A 22,067-nucleotide genomic window follows, 5' to 3' on the forward strand; every position below is an offset into this window, starting at 1 on the left:
TACGCCCCCATCTGGGCGCGGGTCTCGTCGATGATGCGGCGCACCTCCGCGGCGCTCCTGGCGATCTCGTCCGCGGAGCCCCTGGTGAGCAGGCTCCCCATGCCGCAGGCGTCCACGCCGGAGCGCACCCACTCGGCGAGGTTGCCGAGGTTGATGCCGCCGGAGGCCATGAGGGGCATCCAGGGCGTGGGGGTCTTGAAAAGGCCGACCAGCTGAGGCCCGTAGGCGTTGGAGATCGGGAAGCACTTGACGAAGGCGGCGCCGATCTCGAGGGCGCGGTTGGCCTCGGTCACGGTGGTGCAGCCGGGGGCGTAGGGGACCTGGTAGAGGTTGCACACGCGCGCGACCCCGTCGCTCAGCGTGTGCGCGACGACGAACTGGGCGCCCGCCATGACGGCCAGCCGAGCCGTCGTGGCCTCCATCACGGTGCCGGCGCCGACGAGCATGTCCCCGCCGAAGCGCTCCCGGATGCCGGAGATGACCCCTCCCGCGCTGGGCAGCGTATAGCTCACCTCCATGGCCCCGACGCCGCCCCCGAGCAGCCCCTCCGCGACCTCGAGGCCGCGCTCGACGGTCGGGACGCGGACGACCGCGAAGGCGCACGTGTCGTAGAGCGCCCTGGTTACGCTTGCCTTCTGGATCCCCATTGCTGTATCCCCCTTCTCGTTATTGTTTCGCAGCGCTACCCGTGCGCGATGCCGTAGTGGTCGAGCATGGCGCGGACCCTCTCGTCCAGCCCGGGCGAGGCCTCCGCCACGGGCCTCCTCGCCGGGCCCACCGGCACGCCGGCCAGCTCGAGGGCGCGCTTGAGCGCCTGGGGGACGGAGCCCATGTGCAGCACGTCCCTCAGCGGCCCCACCTCGGCCTGCAGGCGCGCGGCCGCCCCGGCGTCGCCGGCCTCGAGGGCGCGCCAGAGCCCCACGACCACCCCCGGTATGAGGTTCGCGGTGCCCGCGACGGCGCCGGAGGCCCCGAGCGCGTGGGCCGCGGAGATCATCCCGTCGGAGCCCACCAGGACGTCGACGCCCCTGCCCCTGGCCGCCTCGACGTAGGCCGCGAGGTTCGCCATGCTTCCGGAGGAGTCCTTCACGCCCCTGACGTTGTCGACCTCGGCGACGCGCGCCACGACCTCGGGCGAGAGGTTGGCGCCCGTGCACCTGGGGATGTTGTACATGAGCACGGGGATCCCCACGCCCTCGGCGACGGCCTCGTAGTGGCCCACCACCTCGGCGTCGGAGACCCGCAGGAAGTAGGGGTTCACGACCGAGACGGCGGAGGCGCCGGCGTCCTCGGCGCGCTTGGACATCTCGACGGCCTCGCGCGTGGAGCAGGAGCCGGTGCCCACGTAGACGGGCACGCGGCCGGCGGCCCTCTCGACCACGAACCTGGAGAACCCTATCCTCTCGTCCGGCGTGCACACGTGGAACTCGCCGTTGGAGCCGAAGGCGAAGATGCCGGAGACGCCGGCCGCGACGAGCCTCTCGACGAGCTGCTCGCCGGCCTCGTAGTCGATGGTCTGCCCCTCGTCGCGCCTGAACGGCGTGACCATGGGGACGATGACCCCGGAGAACGCAGACATGCCTGGGACTGCCTTTCTGCCTTATTTGCTACAGAAACAAAAGCTCTTTCTCGCTACCTGCCAAGTCGCTCGTTAACGTAGACGCCGCTGCTCTGGAGTGTGTCCAGAGCAAGCTTCACTACCTGCTCAACACTGAGAGAAGCATCTCCCTTCATCGTGGAGTAAACCTCGATGAGCATGGGAAGGTTGAGACCGGTCACAACGTGGTGCCCGTACTTTCTGGTAAGGGCCGAGAACACGTTTGACGGCGTGCCGCCAAAGAGGTCGACAAGGACGAGCGTGTTCTTGCCCGTCTTATCGAGAACCTCAGAGGCCTCCTTCGTGAAGCCCTCGAACGACATGCCTGGCATGAGGGAGACGATGGGCACATCGGACATGTCCCCATAAATCATCTCGGCGGACTTGACGAGTTCCTTTGCAAAGTTTCCGTGGGATGCGAGAACGAGATTCATTGTTCCTCCCTTCCGTTGAGGTCGAGGTGGTTAGTCCTTAAGGCCAAGCTGGGTAAGGATGACGTCAGTCGAGATTTGGCAGGTCCTCTTCTCGGCCTCGTGGGTTCTGGAGGCGGTGTGCGACGTAAGTAGGAAGTTATCGAGCGCAAGCAGCGGGTTGTCCTTTGCAGGTGGCTCGGTGGTAAAGACGTCGAATGCTGCAGAGCGGATATCGCCATCTACCAGCGCGTGATAGAGTGCGTCCTCGTCGACAACGCCACCACGGGCTGCGTTGAGCACACAGGCGCTGTTTTTCATGGCATTGAACTGTGGCACGCTGATCATGTTGCGCGTGCTGTCGAGCAGGGGCACGTGCACACTCATATAGTCGGACTCCTCAATGATTTGCCCGAAGGTGGCAACGGTAGCGCCATGCTCCCTTGCAGCCCCTTCGCTGATGGGGAAAGCATCGTATGCAAGCACGTCCATGCCGATACCCGTAGCAATGCTCGAAAGCTGCTTGCCAATGGCACCAAAGCCAACGATACCGAGCGTCTTACCAGCGAGCTCAATGCCTGTACGCTTCCCCCAAGAGCCAGCCTTCACGTCGCGGATGGTAGGGTAGAGGTTCTTCGCATCGGCGAACATGAGAGCGGCCACGTGCTCGGCGACAGACAGCGAGTTAGATTCAACGGTTCGACCAACGTAGATATCATGCGCCTTAGCGTAGTCGCAGTCGATATTGTCAACGCCAACGCCAAACTTGCAAAAGACTTTGAGCTTGGGCAGCCGCACCATCACGGGAGCGGACATGTCGTCCACGCCTACGATGATTGCGTCCGCATCCTTTGCCTTCTCGAGAAATTGCTCTGCCGTATATGCCTTGCCCGTGTCGTTGTAATCAACGTCAAGACCCTTGGACTCCATGAGCTTGACCTCGTCAAGGCCATAGTTGGCAAAGCCGCGCGGAGTGATAAGTACCTTCATGAAACAGGCCCCCGAAATAAGATTTGATGTAGGCAATAAAGGGACCCAGCCCGCATGGCACAGGCCGGACGCGCAGGTCACTAAATAATTCCAAGCCCCGTAAGCAGGACGGCCGCAATCATCGTCACGATGATGATGCGCAAGTAGTGGGGACCACGCTTCTTGATGTAGATGTACATGCCCATAGTCACGGCAAACGGCAATAGCTTTGGCAGCATGGAATCGAGAACGGATTGGATCTCGACACCGCCAACCGTTGCGACGCAGGCAAGCTTTACGTACGAGGCGGACAGGCATCCGACCATGAAGATGCCTACGATGGTCGCAATGTCGATGACCTTCTTGATAGTGCCGGAGTGGAGGATGTCAGTGACAGCCGTACGGCCCATCGTGTAGCCCTTGCGGAACAGGAACCAGGACCAGACCATCGACCAAACGATGTAGATAATGCCCGGAATGAAAGCAGCGAAAACGCTGCCGCCAAGGGCCATAGGAACAAAGATTGCGAGCGGGATCGTAGCAACAATACCCTGGTCAACCGAGTCACCGATGCCGGCAAGAGGACCCATGAGACCAATCTTGATGGACTCGATCATGTCGGGGGTAATCTCCTCGGCACCCTTGGAACGCTGCTCCTCGAGGGAGATAACGATGCCATGGATGATGCTACCCCAATCGCAGTTCGTGTTGAACATGCTCGTGTGACGGGTCATCGCGGCCTGAAGCTCATCGGGATCATCCTTGTAGAGCTTCCGCATGACCTTATTCATAGAGAAGCCAAAGGCAAGCGCCTGCATGCGGTCAAACGAAACCGGAACCTCAACTGCAAAGCACCAACGCCACCAGGCGCCACGCAGGTCGGACTTTGTCAGAACGGAATCGGTCTTCTCAAGAGCATCGTCAGAGACGCCCCCCCCCCCGAGTCATTTCTGTGTTCTCGCTAGTCATTGAGAGCAACCTCCTCGTCATCGGTCTGGACAAACAGGGACACGATCATCGCGAGGCACAGGCCAATGACCGCACCGGTGAGCATCGAGTACCCGGCAATCGCATAGGTGAAGAAACCAAGCACGAAGAACGGGAGGTACTTCTCCTTGCCCATAACCACAAGCGTCAGCGCGAAGCCGAGGGCAGGAAGGACGTTGCCCGCGTTAGCAAGACCGCTCATAACCCAATTGGGGATTGCATTGATGAATGCCTCGACAACAGCGGGGCCAAACAGCGTTGCCAGAAAGACCGGAGTGAAGTACAGAACGCCGTTGGTCAGCCAGGGCAGCAGAAATGAGAATGTCGAAAGCGCAGAGTAGTTGCGCTCTTGGACAAACTGGTCTGCCTTCGTGTTATAGAAGGAGTTGATCGTACGTCGCACGTTGTTGATAAGGACGCCGAGCACGCCAAACGGGACCGCAAGCGCAACTGCGGCGCTGGGGTCAAGCGAGTTGGCCAGTGCAGCCGGGATAGCGATGCACGCCGCAAGGCCCTGATCGGAGGGAATGTTGCCCCCCGCCTCAATGCCACCCATGTACATAAGCTGAATGGTTGCGCCCACCAGCAAACCTTGAGCAACGTCACCGTAAATGAGGCCAATGACCACGCCGAGAACCACTGGCTTTCTAAATGCGAACGAGAAGTAGTACCAGGCACGACCCATTGAGAGCCAATAGATCAAGCCAACGAGCACCGCGCGCATTATATCCATGCTCTGTCTCCTTTCTACGACGGAGTCGCGCTGGCCCCGCCATTAACCGGCTGTATTAGAACTTCGCCGCAATCTCATCGAGCTTTGCCGACGGGTAATCGGGCGTGGTCTGGAAGTAGACCTTGCTGCCCTGAGCCTGGATGGCGAGAAGGTCGTCGAGGTCCTTCTGGTCGAGCGTGATTGCATTGAGAACCGCTTTGCGTCCAGGGCCGCCACCAAGGCCACCGATCTGGATGCTGTCAAGCCTGAGTCCGGCATCAATGGCCCTCTTGAGCTCGGCGACATTCTTGAACAGGATGATGATCTTGTTCTTCTCGAACTCGCCGTCCCGCTGCGCCTTAACCGCACGGTCAACGTCGTAAATCTTGATACGGATTCCCTTGGGGGCAGCCATCTTGAAGACGTCCATCATGAAGGGGTCTTTGCTCGTCGCCGTATCAACGGTAACGATCTCATTAGCGCCCGTCTGGGTGAGCCACCTCGTCATGACCTGGCCATGAATGAGCCTGAAGTCCACACGCGTGAGAACGACGCCCATAGTTCCAACCACCCTTCCATGAAGCATATGTGTGAAATGCCTTTCATTTCCCATTATCTTCTTGGTAAAAAAGAGGTGATATAACTTTCTATTTCAATAGGTGAACGGTATTTATATTCGTTTTATCGGTTTTAATTCTAATGTATATCCATATTTATATTATTTTTATTCGTTATTAAATAGTTATTTTTAGACTGCACTTCGGATTTTGGACCAGAACTGTTAGTTTGTATACGGAGGAACGGCTCCGTCATACACATACCTGCTGATTTGATTTGTCTCCAGCAGGGACAATCCTTCTGGCGTGGCCGGTCTAGATGGACGCACTGACAAAATGGGTCGTCGCTTCATGTTCGACGACATTTGGCCGTTACGCCAAAGAGCCGATAACGCGTCTCGTTGAGGCGGGATGCGTTGTCAAGATGAACCCGTACCAGCGCCAGCTTTCACGGCGTGAGCTCACGGCTCTCGCGGTGGACGCCGACGTTCTGGTCGTGGGAAATACCGTTATTGACGGACCCCTGCTTACACGCATGCCCCGCCTTAAGCTCATTGTTCGCAATGGCGTGGGAGTAGAAAACGTTGATTTGGTCGAAGCCGGAAAGCGTGGCATTACCGTGGCCAACGTTCCAGGTGGAAACCGCGACGAGACCGCCGATCTTGTATTTGGGCTCATGATTGGCCTTGAGCGCCAGCTCTACGCAAACATCTATGGCGTTAAGCATGACACATGGAGAAAGTTCCCTGGCCACACGCTAAGCGGACAGACGCTTGGCATTGTTGGGGTTGGCTCCATCGGTATGGCAGTTGCGAGGCGAGCTGAGGGCTTTGGCATGAAGACCCTTGGTTACGACATCGCCGAACGCGAACTTGCAACTCTCTATGGACTCGAGTTCACGACGCTTAACGACCTGCTGAAGCGCTCTGATGTGGTAACGCTGCATGTGCCTCTTACCGACGCAACCTCAAACATGATTGGCTCGAAAGAGCTCCGCATGATTGGGCCCAAGGGATACCTCATCAATACCGCGCGGGCGGGAGTGGTGCGAGGGTCCGCACTGGAGAAAGCCCTGCTGTCAGGGGGTCTCGGGGGCTACGCAACCGACGTGTGCGAGCGTGAGCCTCCTCGTCACAGTCCCATATTCGATCTTCAAAACGTGCTTGTGACGCCCCATGTCGGCTCGTCCACCTTCGAGGCAAACCTACGCATGGGAAACATTGTCGCCGACAACATTCTCGCTGCAATGGCAGGTAATCTTCCCCCCAATGTTGTCGACGCTCGCTCTGTTGCGAACTCCCTCCTCAAATAGCGAGCGCACCCAGACAGCCACCGAATACCACATCCTCTTTTTCATCAGGGGCAGTGGCTGGGGGCGTGCTCTGTCTACTCCCCGCACAATTAGCTAGAATGTCCTCATCACGGCAAGAAAAAACGAAGCCACAAACGTACAACAACGAGGAGACGCCGTGGGCACCGCCAACCCCACACAGAGCGCTGCACGGCCGGTCAGGGCCGGTGCGCACACCACTCCCGAGGAGACGCTCCTTGGACGCTACCGCGTGCTCGCGCGACGCGGTGCAGGCGGCTTTGGCACCGTCTGCACCTGCTGGGACACGCGCCTTCAGCGTCGGGTTGCCATCAAAAGAATCCCCTTGCGCTCAAACGAGGACCCCGGCGGCATTTCCGCATCCACAGCAGACGAGGCCTTGGCAGAGGCGCGCACGGCCTGCCTCCTCGCCCACCCAAACATCGTGACGGTCTACGACTTCGAGACAGACGGCACCTACGCATACCTGGTCATGGAGTTCGTGGACGGCCTTAACCTGGCAGAACTCCTCGCCCGCGTGGAGGGTGGCACCCTCACGCACGAGGAGTGCGCCCATGTTCTGCGCTCGGTAACGGCCGCGCTCGCCTACGCGCACGAAAACGGCGTGCTCCACATGGACATCAAGCCGACAAACATCATGATTGACCGTCAGGGCACCGTGAAGCTGGCAGATTTTGGCATGGCTACGCTGGCTTCCGCGGCCGGTTACGGCGGTGCCCGCGGTGGTACCGTTGGCTACATGCCACCCGAGCAGATCCAAGGCCTCCTTGTCGACGAACGCACGGACGTCTTCTCGCTTGCCGTTGTGACCTGGCAGGCGCTTACAGGGAGAAGCCCCTTTGCGTCCACCACGCCAAAAGGCTCGCTTGATGCCATAGCCCGCGGTCCCAAGCCCCCGCTCTCGATGCTCGACCCCGACCTTGCGGCAGGCGTCGAGGATGCGTTTCTCCGCGCTATGGCCCCCGCCGCTGCCGGGCGGACGTCCTCCGTCAAGGAGTTCGCTCGCTCCATCCTGCCTTCGCTGGGCGACGCCACCGAAGGCGCCGAGTCCCTCCGCGAGCTCGTCGACCAGTCCGAGAACGACGACCCCTCCCTTGCCGCCACGCCCTCCAACCTGCCGGCTCACGTTCGCATCCCCTGGCTTGCCCCTGCAATCGAGCGAGCGGCGTCCGCGGTCTGCACGTTCTTCGCGATGTATGCCATACTGCCGGCACTTCCGGGAGCCACAAGCACCTTTGCCCTGATAGGAGCCATCGTCTCGGCTGCAGCCTGTCTCGCGTGGCCACCCATAGGCTCCGCCGCCGCAGGCGCCTCCCTGGTCTTGGCGCTCGCAACGGCACACGTCACAGCGGCATCGTTCCCGCTCGCCATCGTGGTGGCCGTTGCCTTTGCGGCCTGGTGGATATCCTGCGGCCACACGGATCACGTCTCCACAGCATCGATGCTGGCCCCAGTCTGCCTCAACTCGCCTGCCGCGGGCGTCGCCATCGCCGCCTACGGCATGGACCCGCTGCCCGCCGCCGCCACGGGCGCCACAGGTGCGCTCCTCTCGCTTCTTGCAAATGCCGCTGTCTCAAACGAGTTCTCGGCCCAGGCAATCGCGGCAACGCTCGTGCCCCTGCTTACGAGCCCCGCGACCTGGATCATCGTTGCCGGCTGTGCGGTTTCGGCGCTTGCGGCCTCCGCCATCGCTATGAGGGGAAGCGTTGCCTCGGGTATTGTGGGGCAGGTCACAGGTGCCATCTCCATCATCTTGCTTTGGCTTCTCGCCTGCAGAGTGGAATCTAGCGGGTATTGGCTTGGCCAGATGTTGGAGGGCTGTGGGCTTGCTGTATTCTTAAGTGTGCTTTTGTGTGTAGAAACCGTCCTGAGGGGTCCTCTGGACGAGGACCAAGAAGGCGAGGACTCAGATGAGCTTTCTCAGTGATTTCGAGGGCCGGATTAGCTCGGTCTTTGAGTCTGCCCCACAGGGTTATGCAGAGCCATTCTCGTTCAAGAAGCTCGCAAAGCATGCAGCCCGCAAGATGGAGGCCGAGACATACCGCATCGACGGCGTCGACACCGCGCCGGCACTCTATACCGTCCTGGTTTCGGCCGAGGACGACTCCCTCATGCGCCCGCTCTACGAGCGCATCGACTATGAACTTGGCGAGTTCATCACCGAATCTGCCAACAAGAAGGGCTATGCCCTGGTAGGCAGGCCGCTCGTGCGCTTCATGGTCGACGAGTCCCTCAAGTCGGGCAAGTTCTACGTTGATGCCGAGAACGTCAACGGACAGACCCTCGCCCGCCTTCGCGAGGAGGAGCGCGCGTTTCTGGGTGGCAACTCAAGCGTGGGCGGAGCCGCTGCCATTGGCAAGCCGCGTCGACGTCCGTCCGCGGGACACCTCAGCCCCATCCCGCAACCCATGGCATCCGCATCTTCTCCGCAGGCTTCCCCCGGCGGCACTGATGCCGGCCTGGACGTTATGCCCATGGACTACATCGAGCCCGCAGGCGGCGTGATCCCCGCGGTGGCATCTCCCTCCTCGTCCACTCCTATGCCGGTACCCTACGTAGACGCCAGCCCATCGCAGGCTGTGCCCCCCGTTGCCGTGCCGGTCATAACACCACCGGTCTCCAGCAGCCAGCAGGTGGTTCAGCCCGTTGCCGAGGCGGTCCAAGATCAGGCCCAGGCCGTCGCGGCGGCAGCGCCCCAGCCAGCGGACTTCTCCTCGCCCGCACAGCACCAGGCCGCACGCCAGGCCCCCGAGGTCGTACCCGACACCCGTCGTCGTAACGTCTCTGCACCCGCTGCCCCAGCACAGCCCGCTCCCCAGCAGCGCATTGCCACCTGCATGCTCATCGACCGCCAGAGCGGGCGCACCTACGCTGCCAAGGCCCCCTCTTGCCTCATCGGCCGCGAGCGCTCGCAGTGCGGTGTTTACCTGCGCGACCCCAACGTTTCTCGCCGCCACGCGGAGCTCTCCTACGACGGGAGCAACTGGCACATCGTTGACCTCAACTCCACCAACGGCACGCTCGTCAACGATATCGACGTAGATGAATGCGTCCTGTGCGACGGCGACCTCATCACCGTTGGCCTCGTGAACCTCGAGTTCAGGGAGAGCTAGGCCATGATCGACCTGATTCTCTTTGCAGGGCGAATCATCCTCGTCGTCCTGCTCTACGTCTTCCTCTTTGCCGCCATGCGCGCAGGCGTAGGCCTGGTGCGCGGGCAGCGCAAAGACACCGCCATCTGGTGCGTTGACGTTGAGAAGGGCTCGCGTGCCATGCGTGGCCTGCACGTAGACGTGCTCGGCCCCGTGGTTGTTGGCCGCTCCCCTTCCTCCGACATCGTAATCGACGAGCCGTACGTCTCGGCCACACATGCCCGCTTTACCATCCAGGGGCCGGCCCTCGTCCTTGAGGACCTCGGCTCTACAAACGGAACCATGGTCAACGGCCACGTGATCGATCAGCCCGTCACCCTTCGTGACGGCGACGAGGTGCAGATTGGCGACACCATCATGCGAGTGAGCCGTCAGTAATGGCCGCCGAGGACCCACAGATGAAGCCCCAAGACGCGCCGATGCAGACGGCCGTACCAGACGAAGCCCCCGCAGAGCCGGTGGGCGAGCATCCTGCTGCCGCCGAGGTGCCAAAGCCCGAGACGCCCAAGCGTATGACAGCCGACAGGCAATCCGTGCCCGAGGGCGTTCACCAGGAGCCCGTCTCGCCCGAGAGCGCCCAGCCACAAGAACCCGTCAACGCCCCAGGTCGTGCGGCCATCCCCGTAGAGGGACGCGCCGGCGCCGATGCCACCTGCGGCAAGAACGCCTTCATCGCCTGGGGTGCCCGCTCCGACGTGGGCCTGGTGAGAAGCCACAACGAAGACTCGTTCCTCATCCGCACGCCGTGCTTCGCGGTATGCGACGGCATGGGCGGCCACGCAGCCGGCGAGGTCGCAAGCTCCATTGCCGTTGAAACCATTGGCGAGAAGGCCCCTGCAACCGCAGACGACGCCCTTCTTGGGGCAGCGATTGAGGCAGCCAACCAGGCCGTAATCAAGGGCGCCGAGGAGGGACGGGGCAAACCTGGCATGGGATGCACCGCCTCGGCCACGCTTATCGACGGCAACCGCATGGCCATCGCCCACGTGGGCGACTCCCGCATCTACCTCCTGCACGCGGGCAACCTCGTGCGCGTGACACGCGACCACTCCTATGTGGAGGAGCTCGTCGACGCTGGCCAGATAACCGCCGACGAGGCCCGCGTGCACCCATCGCGTTCCATCATCACGCGCGCCCTGGGCTCTGACCCGGACATGTATGCAGATCACTTCTCCATCGAGGTGTCCACGGGAGACCGCGTCATCCTCTGCTCCGACGGCCTCTCGAGCATGGTGCCTGACAGCGAGATTGGCTCCGTTGCGGTCTCGAGCGCCACGCCGCAGCAGGCAGCGGACAACCTCGTCTCCACCGCGCTCACCGCAGGCGGCGCAGACAACGTGACCGTCGTAGTGGTGGACATCCTGAACGACGGCGTAGCAGCCGCGGCGCGCAAGCATTCGGTGGGCTTTGCCCTGCGCGTGATCACCGCCATGGTGCTGCTTGCGGTCGTGGTGCTCGGAGGCTTCTTCCTCTTTGCAAAGAGCGAGTGGTACCTGGGTGTCGATGGCGATACCGTAGGCATCTACCAGGGAATCGATGGCGAGGTCCTGGGGTTTTCGCTCTCAAGCCTGGTCCAGACGACAGCGGTGGAGATAGACGACCTGCCCGCAAACGTCGGCACGCAGCTACAAAATGGCGGCATTCACGTAGGCAGCGAGCAGGAGGCCCTCTCCACTGTTGAGTCATACCGCTCGCAGATAGACGCCGAGAAGACCAAGGCAGCCGAGAAGGCCGCAGAAGTGGCTGCCGAGGGCAACCCTACCGGAGAGGCAGCGCCAGAGGACGGCACCCAGACGGGCGAGTCGGGCACAGACTCCGCCAATGGCAACGCCTCGACAGACACCAGCACCACTGGAGACGCGGCGCAGACAAACGGGGGTGAGTGACCGTGGCCAACGAGAGAACCCGCGGTGGCAACCGCAGAAACATGGAGCTGCTCTTCCTCTGCCTGGCAGCCGTGCCCGTGGTCCTGCTCTACGCCCTCTACGTTGTTAACGCCAGCGTCGTGCTCTCCCTAAGCACGCTCGCCGTTCCCGTAGGGCTCTTTGCGGCGTTCGCCGCGGCCCACGTGGCCGTGCGCATCCTCGCGCCCGATGCCGACCCCATCATCTTGCCTGTGATCTTTCTCCTCTCGGGCATCGGCATCGCATTTGTCACGCGCCTTGCCCCAAACCTGGCAGACAACCAGGTCATGTGGCTTTTTGTCTCGGTCGCGGCAATGATTGCGACCCTCTTTGTCGCCCGCAGCCTCGACACGCTGGCCAGCTACAAGTACACGCTGGGTCTCATTGGCGTGGTATTGCTCCTGCTCCCCATGGTCATAGGCACCGAGAAGAACGGCAGCAAGCTCTGGCTCACCTTTGGGGGCTTCTCGTTCCAGCCAGGCGAGCTGGCTAAGATTCTTATCGTCCTCTTCCTGGCCTTCTACCTGGCATCCAACCGAGAGGCGCTCTCTGCCACCGCACATCGCGTGGGACCCTTCCGCATCCCGCGCTTCCGCATGCTGCTCCCCCTCTTCATCATGTGGGGCATCAGCCTTCTCATCGTTATCTTCGAGCGCGACCTGGGCAGCGCCCTTCTCTTCTTCATGTACTTCGTGGTCATGCTCTACGCGGTCACCGGCCGTTGGAGCTATGTCTTCATAGCGCTTGGCCTTCTGGTAGTTGGCTTTGTCTTCTGCTACCGCTTCTTCTCGCACGTCAAGGTGCGTGTGGACATCTGGCTTGACCCCTGGTCAGACGCCCAGGGCAGCGGCTACCAAGTTGTCCAGTCGCTCTATTCCATTGTCGACGGCGACCTGGTGGGCACGGGCATTGGCAAGGGCCTGCCCACCCTCATTCCCTTTGTCGAGAGTGACTTTCTCTTCTCGGCCATCGCCGAGGAGATGGGCCTTCTGGGGGCCAGCGCCATCATCATTCTCTACATGCTCTTCTGCGTGCGCGGCTTCGCAACGGCGGCCCGCGCCAAGTCCGACTCCTCCGCCTTTGCCGCTGTGGGTCTGACCACGGTCATCGGCTTCCAGGCGTTCCTCATCATCGCTGGCGTCACCAAGCTCTTGCCCTTGACGGGCGTGACGCTTCCCTTCATGAGCCAGGGCGGCAGCTCACTGCTCTCGAGCTTCATCATCGTGGGGCTGCTCCTACGCGCAGGCGACGAGGGCACCGGACGAGAGGCGCAGCTCGTTGCCAGCGCCGCCGAGGACAACAATGGGCGCGTCTCGCTCCTGGGCGCCCACGCGTCGGCCTTTGTCCATGGTTCGCATGCACGTGGCCGCTTCGAGATGCAGGGCAGTGAGTCAGGCATCCTTGGCCGCGTGGCCTTGGGCAAGCGCCTCACGGCGCTTATCACGGCATTTGCGGTGCTCTTTGCCGCCCTCATCGCCAACCTCACCTATCTCCAGGTCATCGATGCCGGCAACATCCAGAACATGTCATCCAACAACCACACCATTGCCAAGAGCGCCTACGTGCAGCGCGGTGCCATCATCACATCCGACGGCGTAACCCTGGCCGAGAGCCTGCGCCAAGAGGATGGCACCTACCTGCGCTCGTATCCGCAGGGGTCTCTCGCCGCGCACACCGTGGGATACATCTCCACGCGCTATGGCACCTCTGGCATCGAGTCCACGATGAACGACACGCTTACGGGTAGCCACAACTACTCCGACTGGAAGGGCGCGCTCTACTCGCTGGCGGGAGTGCAAGAGCCTGGCAACACCGTGGCACTCACGATCAACTCGCAGATGCAGCGCGCCGCCGAGTCTGCCCTCGACGGCTACACGGGCGCCGTGGTGGTGCTCGACCCGTCTACCGGAGCCGTTCTCGCCAAGGCAAGTGCACCTACGTACTCCTACGATGACCTCGACAGCATCATGGGCTCCAGCGGCACGGGCTCCCAGCTGCTCGACCGCACCGCGCAGACGCTCTACTCACCTGGCTCCACCTTCAAGGCGGTCACGCTCTCGGCCGCCCTCGATACCGACACCACCACACTCGACACCGTCTACAACGCCGGACCTGCGCTGACCATCGGTGGAGCCGAGGTGAGCAACTACGGCTACAACGACTACGGCACTCCCACGCTCAGGGAGGCCTTTGCCCTCTCGTCCAACACGGTCTTTGGCCAGGTGGGTGTCCAAGTGGGTGCTTCCAACCTGGTGAAGTATGCCGACGCCTTTGGCTACGGCACCAACGTGGGCCAGGACTTCAATACCGTGGCGTCGCTCATGCCCGACCCCTCAGAGATGACCGAGTGGGAAACGGCATGGGCGGCATGCGGCCAGCCCGTGGGCCAGCACAAGAGTCCCGCGGGCCCGCAGACGACCGTGATGCAGAATGCCATGGTCGCCCAGGCGATTGCCAACGGGGGCGTGGTCATGAACCCCTACGTGGTAGACCATGTGCTCTCCCCCGAGGGTGCCACGATCTCCACAACCCAGCCAAAGTCCCTTGGGCAGGCCATCTCTGCCGAGACCGCCTCCCAGGTCAAGGAGGCCATGCTCGGCGTTGTTGACCACGGCACGGGCACAAGGGCCAAGGTCCAGGGCGTCCAGGTCGCCGGCAAGACCGGCACGGCCCAAATCGAAGACGGCAAGATCAACTCGTTCTTTATCGGCTTTGCGCCATACGACAACCCCACGCTCGTAATTTCTGTTGTCATCGAGGGAGAAGATGGCGCCGACGTCGAGGGGTATGCCGCCGGAGTGGCGGGGCAGGTCCTTGCGAGCTGCCTTAACATCCAGGCTCTTGGCGCAAGCTGATGGGAGGCGCATGACCTGTGTACGAAACGAGCCATTAGATATGAACACGAACCGCTGATCACTTTAAACGTAGTCACAAGACGCGGTGTCGCCGCTAGGGTGGATAGGAGAGGCAGATGGCAGAAAGGGTCCTTGGTGGAAGGTACCAGGTCCTCGACAAGGTAGGTGCGGGGGGCATGGCCACGGTCTACCGTGGCATGGATCAGGTGTTGGGGAGGACTGTCGCCATCAAGACGATGCTGCCCCAGTACGCAACCGACCCCTCATTTGCAGCACGCTTCAAGCAGGAGGCGCAGGCTGCGGCGGCGCTCAACAGCCCCTACATTGTCTCGGTCTATGACTGGGGCAAGGACGGTGACACCTACTACATCATCATGGAGTACCTGCGCGGTACCGACCTCAAGAGCGGCATTCGCAAGCATGGCGCGCTCGACTGCAAGAAGGTCGCGCAGATTGGCTCGCAGATAGCGCAGGCGCTCTCCGTGGCTCACGACCACGACATCATCCACCGCGACATCAAGCCGCAGAACATCATGGTGCAGCCCAGTGGCAACATCAAGGTAATGGACTTCGGCATCGCACGCGCAAAGAACAGCCACCTCACCACCGACAACTCGGTCCTGGGCACGGCACACTACGTCTCACCCGAGCAGACCCAAGGCAAGCCGCTTGGCCCCACCACCGACCTCTACTCCCTTGGCATCGTGATGTACGAGGCCGCCACCGGCCGTGTCCCCTTTGATGGTGACAACGCAGTGACCGTGGCCATGAAGCAGGTCACCGAGCAGCCCGTGCCACCCAGCCAAATCAACCCCAACGTGGACCCTCAGATAGAGGCCATCATCCTCAAGTGCATGCAGAAGGACCCCAAAGACCGCTTCCAGACGGCCGACGAACTCTACCACACGCTTCACGACTACCTTGCCGGCCGCATGCAGGCGGTCAACAACGCAACGGCGATGCTCCCTGCAGCAGCAACCAAACCGCTGGCAGGACGTGGCAGCAATGTCACCCAGAACATGTCCCGCGCACAGGCCACGGGCAGGATTCGCCCCCAGTCCGCCACCGAGCAGGCCGCCGCAGAGGAGGAGGACCGTCAGAAGAAGCACAAACGCAATCGCGCGCTTGCTATCGTCGGAGTCATCGCAGGCATCGCACTTGTGGCGCTCCTCGTTATGGCTGCGTTGGGGTCTGGCTCGAAGGCGTATTCGGTACCCAACCTCCTTGGCCTCACGCAGGACGAGGCCTCGGCAATGCTCACCTCTGATGGCCATAACTTCACTATCGGCAACGTGACGCAGCAGTATTCTTCCTCCGTCGAGGAGGGCAAGATCATCGAGCAGACCCCGGGTGCCGGGCGTACGGCCACCGAGGGCTCCAAGATCGACATCGTCGTCTCTAAGGGAGAAGAGCCGGCAGCCTCGGTCACGGTGCCCGACCTCACCAACTGCACGCCTTCCGAGGCGCAGGAGCTGCTTAACAAGTACGGGCTCAAGGGCCAAGCGGGCGACTCTGTCTACGATGCGAACATCGAGGTTGGCCACGTTGCCCAGCAGGAGCCCGCGGCAGGCTCGGACGCCAAGGCTGGTGACACCATCACCTATCACCTCTCGCAGGGTGCCGAGCAGGTCTCTGTCCCCAACGTCGTGGGGGATTCCCAGTCCGATGCCACGAGCGCACTCAAGAGCGTGGGCTTTAGCGTGAGCGTGAAGCAGTCCTCCTCGTCCAGCGTCGAGAAGGGCCTTGTCATTAGCACCGACCCATCTGCAGGCATAAGCGCCGACAAGGGCAGCACGGTCACCATCACGGTCTCCACCGGCCCAGCGTCCGTCTCGGTGCCTAACGTTGTAGGGTATAAGGAGTCCGACGCCAAGGAGGAGCTCGAGAGGGTAGGCTTTAGCGTCTCAGTGACCACCGAGACGAGCAGCAGCGTTGCCAAGGGCAAGGTCATCTCGCAATCTGCGACATCGGCGACCGCGGGGTCGACCATCACGATCGTGGTGTCCAGCGGCTCTGGTTCGAGCAGCAACAGCAACAGCGGGACGTCGAACAACGGCAACTCGTCGAACGGCGAGAATTCGAACAGCAACACCGGCGGGACGTCCAACACCAGCAACTAGCATGGTTGGCGAGAAGCGCCAGTAGGGCCCCCGACCTGCGATCAGACGGGTCAGGGGCCGCTTTGTAAGGCGAGGCGTGCAGCATGTATTCGCTGCTTGGTTGTATTGCTGAAACATGCACCACCGGCAATGCGCTTGTTGTTGGCATCCCCCACCGCCTCGGTATCGAGGTCGCCAAAGAGCTTGGTCCAGGCAAGGCATCGAACTAGCCAGCAGTCGGCTTCGACACGAATTGCCAGGGCCATCCCCTCACTTCTCCCCGCTGGTGCTGAGCAGCACGTTCACCAGCTCCAGGTCCTCGGGGTCAGGCGAGCCAAGCGGCAGGCCGCATGCCTCAAAGAAATGGCTGCCTGCAAACTGACGAGCACGGAAGGTGTCGTGTGCCCCATCATCGAGGTAGCGTACCCTTGAGATGCAGTCGGTTGTCGCGCAGTAGAGCACGCCGCGCCGCGCCGCGTAGCCCAGGTACGTCTCGTTTGGCGACCACATTGTGACGCCCGCCATGTGCTCAAGCTCGTAGGCCACCGCGTACTCTCGCCAAGAGAGTCCGCGCAGACGCACGTAGCGGTCGAGAAGCGATGCCATTCTCGTCACGCGCCGCAGCGTTGCGCTAGCGTCCATCAGTCGCGCGTCTGACCGTGGCGAGAAGAGCGTGCGCGCGGCAAGCGACCGCATGGCCTGTTCGCGCTCCTCCCCGGTAACCATCACCGCAGGAACCGAAAGCTTCAGCGACTCGTTGGGGAAGAGCTCGATTGCCGAGTGCGCAACGATTGTCTCGTCTCGCTGAGAAGTCCTAAACACCAGGCTGTCGTGCGCGTGCTGGACGCGGCAACCAATCCCATAGCAATCGAAGGCCGCGCGCATCGCCGCAGCTCCCTCGTTGATGCTCGCACGCGAGTTGGCCTCGTCTGCCTTTGGACCGAGCCTAAACAGGTACAGGTCGAAGAGGGCAACGGGGTCCCTTGCGTCATCGGCCATGGGGTAGTAGACCGTGCGACAACAGAACCTGCGCACGTCTAGGCGGCGGTTGGTCGCACGGTCATACAGGTCTACCAGTGCAGTTCCGTCAGCCGGACCCGAGGTCGAGCCCTCACGAATCTCTACGATGCCGTCGGCCACATAGGGAGGAAAGTCCCCCTCGTCCACGCGAACCAGAATCACGCCACGGCTGTCGTCCGTGGGGTCTGTCAGGAAGCGTACCTCGAAGTGCGGCGCGGGCGAGACGTGCCTGCGGCAGAGCTCCCCTATCACCTGGCTGATGTCTGCCGTGCCGCGCGGGACAGGCACAACCTCGCGGGAGTCGTCTGCGATTCCAATCACGAGCCACCCGCCGCGCGAGTTCGAGAACGACGCCACGATCTTGGGAATCTTCCGGCGCACGCTTGGCCCGAAGGTCTGCTTGAACTCCAGCGCAAAACCTTCCTCGAGGTCAGCGAGCTGGGGCAGGTCATCCCAGGTTACTTCGGCGATTGTCTTGGGCCGGCCTTGTTCGTCGCGGAACGGGTTGAACATGGCTCCCCCTTCTCGTGTGGTTATGGGGCAACGGCACGACACTGCCTTCTCGAGTGTAGCGCTCACGCGTGACCGCTGGCGTTGGGTACGGCACCGAGGATTGCAGGGGGCTTTTCGACCTGGCAACTCACGGCGAAATCCACGACGCGAGGCATCGCAGCAGAAGCCTTCTCCTCGATTCCGACCGCTAGGCAACCGTCTCCAATGTCAAGACTGTCCTAGTATGCGTACGCACGATAGCGTCTTTCTGGCAGTCCTGCCCTTCGGGAGCCCCGCGCTGGCAGAGGACTACCGTCGTGCGTACGCACAATCCCCTTCCGTTGCCAGGCCCCTCTCGCCCACCTGGGAAAACGTCACGACCCCGACAGATTTCCCCGGTTGTGCGTACTCACAACGCGACTTTTTAGCCAGCGGGGCCAGCCTGCAGGCTAATTGTGGGGTACCGAGAAGCCCGAGGCCGTTGGGGCACGAAGCCCCGTGGGTTAGCCCGCCCGCACCACAACCCCGTCCCAGAGCGAACAGGCCAGACCCAGCGATGGGTCTGGCCTGCGACATTACATGGTGCCCCCGGGCCGATTCGAACGGCCGACACCAGGTTTAGGAAACCTGTGCTCTATCCCCTGAGCTACGAGGGCATGCGAAAAGACATTCTACCATCGACCAGCAATGCGTGCCACGAGACACTCGCTACTTATTCTTGTTGGCTCGGCTCGCCCTCTTGGCCTGCCTTGCTGCCTCGGCCTCGTTCTCACGGCGGCGCTGCTGCTCGAAGAGCTCGGCGAGCTTCTTGTCGCTATAGCTGGCAACCTTGCGCTCGGTGGCCTTGCGGACGGGCCGGCGGACACGCCAGTCGTACACAAAGGCACCGATGATCAGGGCAAACGCAAGCACCACCGACGCCACCGAGGCAATGCCAGCAAACGTCTGGTAGTCCGAGCTGTCGGCGGGAAACGCCCACACCAGCAGCAGCGAGACAATCGTCATGCCAAAGCCCACGCCGATAAGAATCCACCATGTGCGCTCGGTCTTGCGGTACTCCTCGTTCGTGCGGAGGATGAGGTCGTAGCCGCGCTGACGGAAGTCTTCCTCCTCGCGCTGCCTGCGCCTCTCTTCCTTGCGAGCCTCCTTCTGGGCAGGCGTGCCGCCGCCAAAGAGGCCACCGCCCATGCTGGCAGAAGAGCTGGAGGATGCCATACGCACGGTGGAGGCGGCCTCACGGCTGGGCTTGGCGCCGGCCGCAGAGCTGCGGTAGCTCCTGGTGGCCATGGGGTCGCGCCTCTCGGCCTCATCCTTCGAAGACTTCTCGGACTTAGCGCCGCGCTCGCTCCTTTCGACCTTGGAGTCTGCCGACTTGGTGTTACCGCCGAGCCTGCTGGCCTCCTCGACCTCCTTGCGGGCGCCGTCGATGGTATCACGCAGAGACATGGGACTCCTTCATGGGCTCGAACTCGTGGCCGGTGATGATCTGGAACGCCTCCTGGTAGCGGCTCGACGTTCCCGCGATAACGTCCTGCGGCAGGTGGGGCGGCTTGCCGGTCATGCTCCAGTTTGCCTTGAGCCAGTCGCGCACGTACTGCTTGTCGTAGCTGGGCTGGACGTGACCGGGCCGGTAGCCCTCGGCAGGCCAGAAGCGGCTGGAGTCCGGCGTGAGGCACTCGTCGATAAGGGTGAGACTGTCGCCGATGAAGCCAAACTCAAACTTGGTGTCGGCAATGATGATGCCGCGGGTTGCCGCATACTCGGCAGCGGCCTTGTAGATGGAGAGGGAAGCGTCGCGCAGCTGGGCCGCAACTTGATCGCCCACAATCTCGGCGCAGCGTTCAAACGAGATATTCTCGTCGTGGTTGCCAAGTGCCGCCTTGGTCGACGGGGTGAAGATCGGCTCGGGGAGCTTCGAGGCCTCGACCAGGCCATCCGGCAGCTTGATGCCGCAAACCGTGCCATCGGCGTCATAGGTCTTCTTCCCAGAGCCGGTGAGGTAGCCGCGCACGATGCACTCGATGGGGATGGTCTTGGCCTTCTTGACCAGCATGGAGCGACCGGCCAGGTAGCTGGCGTACTGGTGGTACTCGGCGGGATAGTCGGCCACGTCCATCGAGATCATGTGGTTGGGCATGAGGTCGGCAAAGCGCTCAAACCAGAACGCCGAGATGCGCGTGAGAATCTCGCCCTTGTAGGGAATCTCGTCCGGAAGGATGTAGTCAAACGCGCTAATGCGATCCGACGCGACCATGAGCAGGGCGCCCCCGCAGTCATAGATATCGCGAACCTTGCCGTGAGAATCCGGGCGAAGCTCGATGTCAGCCACGATAGACCTCGTTTCTTTCGACGATGCGCCCGCTGGTCAGGCACGCAGTGAGTAGTGTAGCGCACGACCGTGGCAGTCGCGCGCCTCACACCCCTATCGCATGAACCCCTCTACTTCTCCTGCTGCTTCTCCTGCAGCGCCTGCTTGAGGTTGCGGCGCCCGCGGTTGAGGGGCACGCGGATGGTGAACGTGGTGCCCTTACCCAGCTCGGAGTCAACCGAGATGGTGCCGTTGTGACGGTCCACGATCTCCTTGGTGATGGAGAGGCCCACGCCCAGGCCGCCAGAGACGCGCTCGCGACTCACGTCAGAGCGCCAGAAGCGCGAGAAGGTCTGGGGGATGTCCTCCTTGGTGATGCCAATGCCGGTGTCGCGCACCGAGATGATGGCGTCCGAGTGGCCTGAGCCAACCGAGACCACAACCCAGCCATCCTCGTCGGTGTAGCGCATGGCGTTGCTCATAAGGTTGACGATTGCCTCGCGGATAAGGTCGGGATCGATGTCCGCCTGGCACTCACCATGGGCCGTGTTGTCATTAAAGCGCAGGTGAAGACCCTTCTCGTGGAAGAGCTGGTGCTGTGAGCTCACCAAGCTCCTAACCAGGTAGACCACATCGGTGCGCTCCACCTTGAGTTCGGTGGTGCCGTTCTCGAGGCGCGAGAGCTTGAGCATGGCGTCAACAAGGCGAGAAAGGCGGCGCGTCTCGGAGGCAAGGGTCTCCAGGTGCTCGTCGTCTGCCGGAAGCACGCCGTCCTGCATGGCCTCGACGGTTGCGAGGATAGCCATGAGCGGAGTGCGCAGCTCATGCGCAACGTCGCTGGTAAGACGATGCTCGAGCTTGAGGTCCTTCTCGAGCGAGGTTGCCATGTCATCGAAGGTCTCGCCCAGCTGGCCAATCTCGTCCGTGCCGCGCACGCCCGTGCGGGCCGTGAGGTCACCGTTTCTTATCTGCGAGGCCGTGCGCGTGATGCGCTGGATGGGCTTGGTGAGCGAGCGCGAGACAAAGTAGCCAATGATCACGGCGAGAACAACCGCGATGACCGCCGCAACGGAGATGGCGCTGTAGGAACTCTCCCTAAACTTGGCGTCTGTCGAGGTGAGCAGGGCATCCGAGCCAAAGGCCCATAGCAGCACGGCGCCTACCGTCTCCCCCTCGGCGTCGACCACGCTTGCCGTGACCACTGACTCGGAGCCCGTGGGCACGGCGCTTTCGCCCGTCTCCGCTGCACCAGAGTCGCCGTAGCGCGAGAGGCCGACGGTATCGTCGTAGAGGATGTTGCCATCATTGTCGAGCACCTGTAGGCCCACGTCTGGCGACGCGCCCGAGAAGGACGAGGCGCTGGAGACCACATCCACCGTCCAGCCGCCTGCCGCATCATATGCAACAGCAAGCGTGTCTGCCGCCGACTGCGCCAGCGACTGCATATTGCCCCTGGTATAGGCCTTGAACTGACTCTCCCAGACAACAGCTAGGACCACGACGAGAATGCCTGCCGTCATGACCGCGGTGAGAGCAAACGAGACGGCCAGTCTCGTGGAGTAGGTCCAGCTGTGCTTTGGGTCGGGCTTTATCGTGTTAAACGAGCCGCGGCCCGTGGCGGCATCCGCGCCATCATTGGCCGCGGGCTCGCCGCTTAAACCTTGGGAGGCCACCC

Annotated in this window: 18 protein-coding genes, 1 tRNA gene and 1 pseudogene; 8 read left to right on the top strand and 12 right to left on the bottom strand. The window is 62.1% G+C overall.

Translation table 11 applies throughout. The features are described from left to right. From E0E00_RS05160 to E0E00_RS05190, 7 genes and pseudogenes are all read right to left on the bottom strand, one after another. Positions 1 to 647, bottom strand: a pseudogene (locus E0E00_RS05160) (ketohydroxyglutarate aldolase); the annotation flags it as partial. A gap of 35 nt (positions 648 to 682) precedes the next feature. After that, positions 683 to 1,579, bottom strand: coding sequence for a dihydrodipicolinate synthase family protein (locus E0E00_RS05165; protein WP_130811439.1), 897 nt, complete (start codon positions 1,577 to 1,579; stop codon positions 683 to 685). Positions 1,580 to 1,632: 53 nt separating this feature from the next. After that, positions 1,633 to 2,031 carry a PTS sugar transporter subunit IIA gene (locus tag E0E00_RS05170; protein ID WP_130811440.1) on the bottom strand — a complete coding sequence of 133 codons (399 nt, stop codon included), beginning with the start codon at positions 2,029 to 2,031 and terminating at the stop codon, positions 1,633 to 1,635. Positions 2,032 to 2,061: 30 nt separating this feature from the next. Continuing rightward, positions 2,062 to 2,997 carry a phosphoglycerate dehydrogenase gene (locus E0E00_RS05175; RefSeq protein WP_130811441.1) on the bottom strand — a complete coding sequence of 312 codons (936 nt, stop codon included), beginning with the start codon at positions 2,995 to 2,997 and terminating at the stop codon, positions 2,062 to 2,064. Between the two features lie 80 nt (positions 2,998 to 3,077). Further along, positions 3,078 to 3,869 carry a PTS system mannose/fructose/sorbose family transporter subunit IID gene (locus E0E00_RS05180; protein WP_130811442.1) on the bottom strand — a complete coding sequence of 264 codons (792 nt, stop codon included), beginning with the start codon at positions 3,867 to 3,869 and terminating at the stop codon, positions 3,078 to 3,080. Between the two features lie 68 nt (positions 3,870 to 3,937). Next, positions 3,938 to 4,696 carry a PTS sugar transporter subunit IIC gene (locus E0E00_RS05185; protein WP_130811443.1) on the bottom strand — a complete coding sequence of 253 codons (759 nt, stop codon included), beginning with the start codon at positions 4,694 to 4,696 and terminating at the stop codon, positions 3,938 to 3,940. A 55-nt stretch (positions 4,697 to 4,751) separates the two neighbouring features. Then, a complete protein-coding gene (locus E0E00_RS05190) occupies positions 4,752 to 5,234 on the bottom strand; it encodes a PTS sugar transporter subunit IIB (protein WP_130811444.1) in 483 nt (160 codons plus the stop codon). Between the two features lie 422 nt (positions 5,235 to 5,656). On the opposite strand from E0E00_RS05190, the gene E0E00_RS05195 reads away from it, so the two are divergent. The 8 genes from E0E00_RS05195 (at position 5,657) to E0E00_RS15165 (ending at position 16,802) form a co-directional block, all read left to right on the top strand. Further along, the gene (locus tag E0E00_RS05195; protein ID WP_242622131.1) at positions 5,657 to 6,544 is read left to right on the top strand and encodes an NAD(P)-dependent oxidoreductase; all 888 of its coding nucleotides are present in this window, start codon (positions 5,657 to 5,659) and stop codon (positions 6,542 to 6,544) included. A gap of 157 nt (positions 6,545 to 6,701) precedes the next feature. Continuing rightward, positions 6,702 to 8,489, top strand: a complete 1,788-nt coding sequence (locus E0E00_RS05200; RefSeq protein WP_165443559.1) for a serine/threonine-protein kinase — start codon at positions 6,702 to 6,704, stop codon at positions 8,487 to 8,489. Then, on the top strand, positions 8,473 to 9,675 hold the full coding sequence (locus E0E00_RS05205) for a DUF3662 and FHA domain-containing protein (RefSeq protein WP_130811447.1): 1,203 nt from the start codon (positions 8,473 to 8,475) through the stop codon (positions 9,673 to 9,675). Before E0E00_RS05200 ends, E0E00_RS05205 begins: the two co-directional genes overlap by 17 nt. Positions 9,676 to 9,678: 3 nt before the next feature. Continuing rightward, positions 9,679 to 10,092: an FHA domain-containing protein gene (locus tag E0E00_RS05210; protein ID WP_130811448.1), complete on the top strand. Its 414-nt coding sequence runs from the start codon at positions 9,679 to 9,681 to the stop codon at positions 10,090 to 10,092. Beyond that, positions 10,092 to 11,600 carry a Stp1/IreP family PP2C-type Ser/Thr phosphatase gene (locus tag E0E00_RS05215; protein WP_242622132.1) on the top strand — a complete coding sequence of 503 codons (1,509 nt, stop codon included), beginning with the start codon at positions 10,092 to 10,094 and terminating at the stop codon, positions 11,598 to 11,600. The genes E0E00_RS05210 and E0E00_RS05215 overlap by 1 nt, the downstream gene beginning before the upstream one ends. 41 nt (positions 11,601 to 11,641) lie before the next feature. Beyond that, positions 11,642 to 14,473, top strand: a complete 2,832-nt coding sequence (locus E0E00_RS05220; protein ID WP_130811682.1) for an FtsW/RodA/SpoVE family cell cycle protein — start codon at positions 11,642 to 11,644, stop codon at positions 14,471 to 14,473. A gap of 116 nt (positions 14,474 to 14,589) precedes the next feature. Continuing rightward, a complete protein-coding gene (pknB, locus tag E0E00_RS05225) occupies positions 14,590 to 16,593 on the top strand; it encodes a Stk1 family PASTA domain-containing Ser/Thr kinase (protein ID WP_130811449.1) in 2,004 nt (667 codons plus the stop codon). 83 nt (positions 16,594 to 16,676) lie between these two features. After that, positions 16,677 to 16,802, top strand: coding sequence for a hypothetical protein (locus E0E00_RS15165; RefSeq protein WP_256386404.1), 126 nt, complete (start codon positions 16,677 to 16,679; stop codon positions 16,800 to 16,802). Positions 16,803 to 16,842: 40 nt separating this feature from the next. Here E0E00_RS15165 and E0E00_RS05230 read toward each other — a convergent pair whose 3' ends face one another. The 5 genes from E0E00_RS05230 to E0E00_RS05250 all read right to left on the bottom strand — a co-directional run bounded on the left by E0E00_RS05230 (position 16,843) and on the right by E0E00_RS05250 (position 22,065). Further along, positions 16,843 to 18,105 carry a helix-turn-helix domain-containing protein gene (locus E0E00_RS05230; protein WP_130811450.1) on the bottom strand — a complete coding sequence of 421 codons (1,263 nt, stop codon included), beginning with the start codon at positions 18,103 to 18,105 and terminating at the stop codon, positions 16,843 to 16,845. A gap of 559 nt (positions 18,106 to 18,664) precedes the next feature. Next, positions 18,665 to 18,740, bottom strand: a tRNA-Arg gene (locus tag E0E00_RS05235). 52 nt (positions 18,741 to 18,792) lie between these two features. Beyond that, on the bottom strand, positions 18,793 to 19,530 hold the full coding sequence (locus E0E00_RS05240) for a hypothetical protein (RefSeq protein ID WP_130811451.1): 738 nt from the start codon (positions 19,528 to 19,530) through the stop codon (positions 18,793 to 18,795). Continuing rightward, on the bottom strand, positions 19,517 to 20,413 hold the full coding sequence (locus tag E0E00_RS05245) for a phosphoribosylaminoimidazolesuccinocarboxamide synthase (RefSeq protein ID WP_207302664.1): 897 nt from the start codon (positions 20,411 to 20,413) through the stop codon (positions 19,517 to 19,519). The genes E0E00_RS05240 and E0E00_RS05245 overlap by 14 nt, the downstream gene beginning before the upstream one ends. Before the next feature lie 110 nt (positions 20,414 to 20,523). Beyond that, the gene (locus tag E0E00_RS05250) at positions 20,524 to 22,065 is read right to left on the bottom strand and encodes an ATP-binding protein (protein WP_371683371.1); all 1,542 of its coding nucleotides are present in this window, start codon (positions 22,063 to 22,065) and stop codon (positions 20,524 to 20,526) included. Positions 22,066 to 22,067 lie beyond the last annotated feature (2 nt).

This window comes from Olsenella sp. Marseille-P4559 (assembly GCF_900605015.1).
GTDB lineage: Bacteria > Actinomycetota > Coriobacteriia > Coriobacteriales > Atopobiaceae > Tractidigestivibacter.

Excerpts from the sequence above, each read along its gene's own strand:
- E0E00_RS05165 (WP_130811439.1), bottom strand. The coding sequence starts at position 1,579 with ATGTCTGCGTTCTCCGGGGTCATCGTCCCCATGGTCACGCCGTTCAGG.
- E0E00_RS05170 (WP_130811440.1), bottom strand. The coding sequence starts at position 2,031 with ATGAATCTCGTTCTCGCATCCCACGGAAACTTTGCAAAGGAACTCGTC.
- E0E00_RS05175 (WP_130811441.1), bottom strand. The coding sequence starts at position 2,997 with ATGAAGGTACTTATCACTCCGCGCGGCTTTGCCAACTATGGCCTTGAC.
- E0E00_RS05185 (WP_130811443.1), bottom strand. The coding sequence starts at position 4,696 with ATGGATATAATGCGCGCGGTGCTCGTTGGCTTGATCTATTGGCTCTCA.
- E0E00_RS05190 (WP_130811444.1), bottom strand. The coding sequence starts at position 5,234 with ATGGGCGTCGTTCTCACGCGTGTGGACTTCAGGCTCATTCATGGCCAG.
- E0E00_RS05195 (WP_242622131.1), top strand. The coding sequence starts at position 5,657 with ATGAACCCGTACCAGCGCCAGCTTTCACGGCGTGAGCTCACGGCTCTC.
- E0E00_RS05205 (WP_130811447.1), top strand. The coding sequence starts at position 8,473 with ATGAGCTTTCTCAGTGATTTCGAGGGCCGGATTAGCTCGGTCTTTGAG.
- E0E00_RS05210 (WP_130811448.1), top strand. The coding sequence starts at position 9,679 with ATGATCGACCTGATTCTCTTTGCAGGGCGAATCATCCTCGTCGTCCTG.
- E0E00_RS05215 (WP_242622132.1), top strand. The coding sequence starts at position 10,092 with ATGGCCGCCGAGGACCCACAGATGAAGCCCCAAGACGCGCCGATGCAG.
- E0E00_RS05220 (WP_130811682.1), top strand. The coding sequence starts at position 11,642 with ATGGAGCTGCTCTTCCTCTGCCTGGCAGCCGTGCCCGTGGTCCTGCTC.
- pknB (WP_130811449.1), top strand. The coding sequence starts at position 14,590 with ATGGCAGAAAGGGTCCTTGGTGGAAGGTACCAGGTCCTCGACAAGGTA.
- E0E00_RS15165 (WP_256386404.1), top strand. The coding sequence starts at position 16,677 with ATGTATTCGCTGCTTGGTTGTATTGCTGAAACATGCACCACCGGCAAT.
- E0E00_RS05230 (WP_130811450.1), bottom strand. The coding sequence starts at position 18,105 with ATGTTCAACCCGTTCCGCGACGAACAAGGCCGGCCCAAGACAATCGCC.
- E0E00_RS05240 (WP_130811451.1), bottom strand. The coding sequence starts at position 19,530 with ATGTCTCTGCGTGATACCATCGACGGCGCCCGCAAGGAGGTCGAGGAG.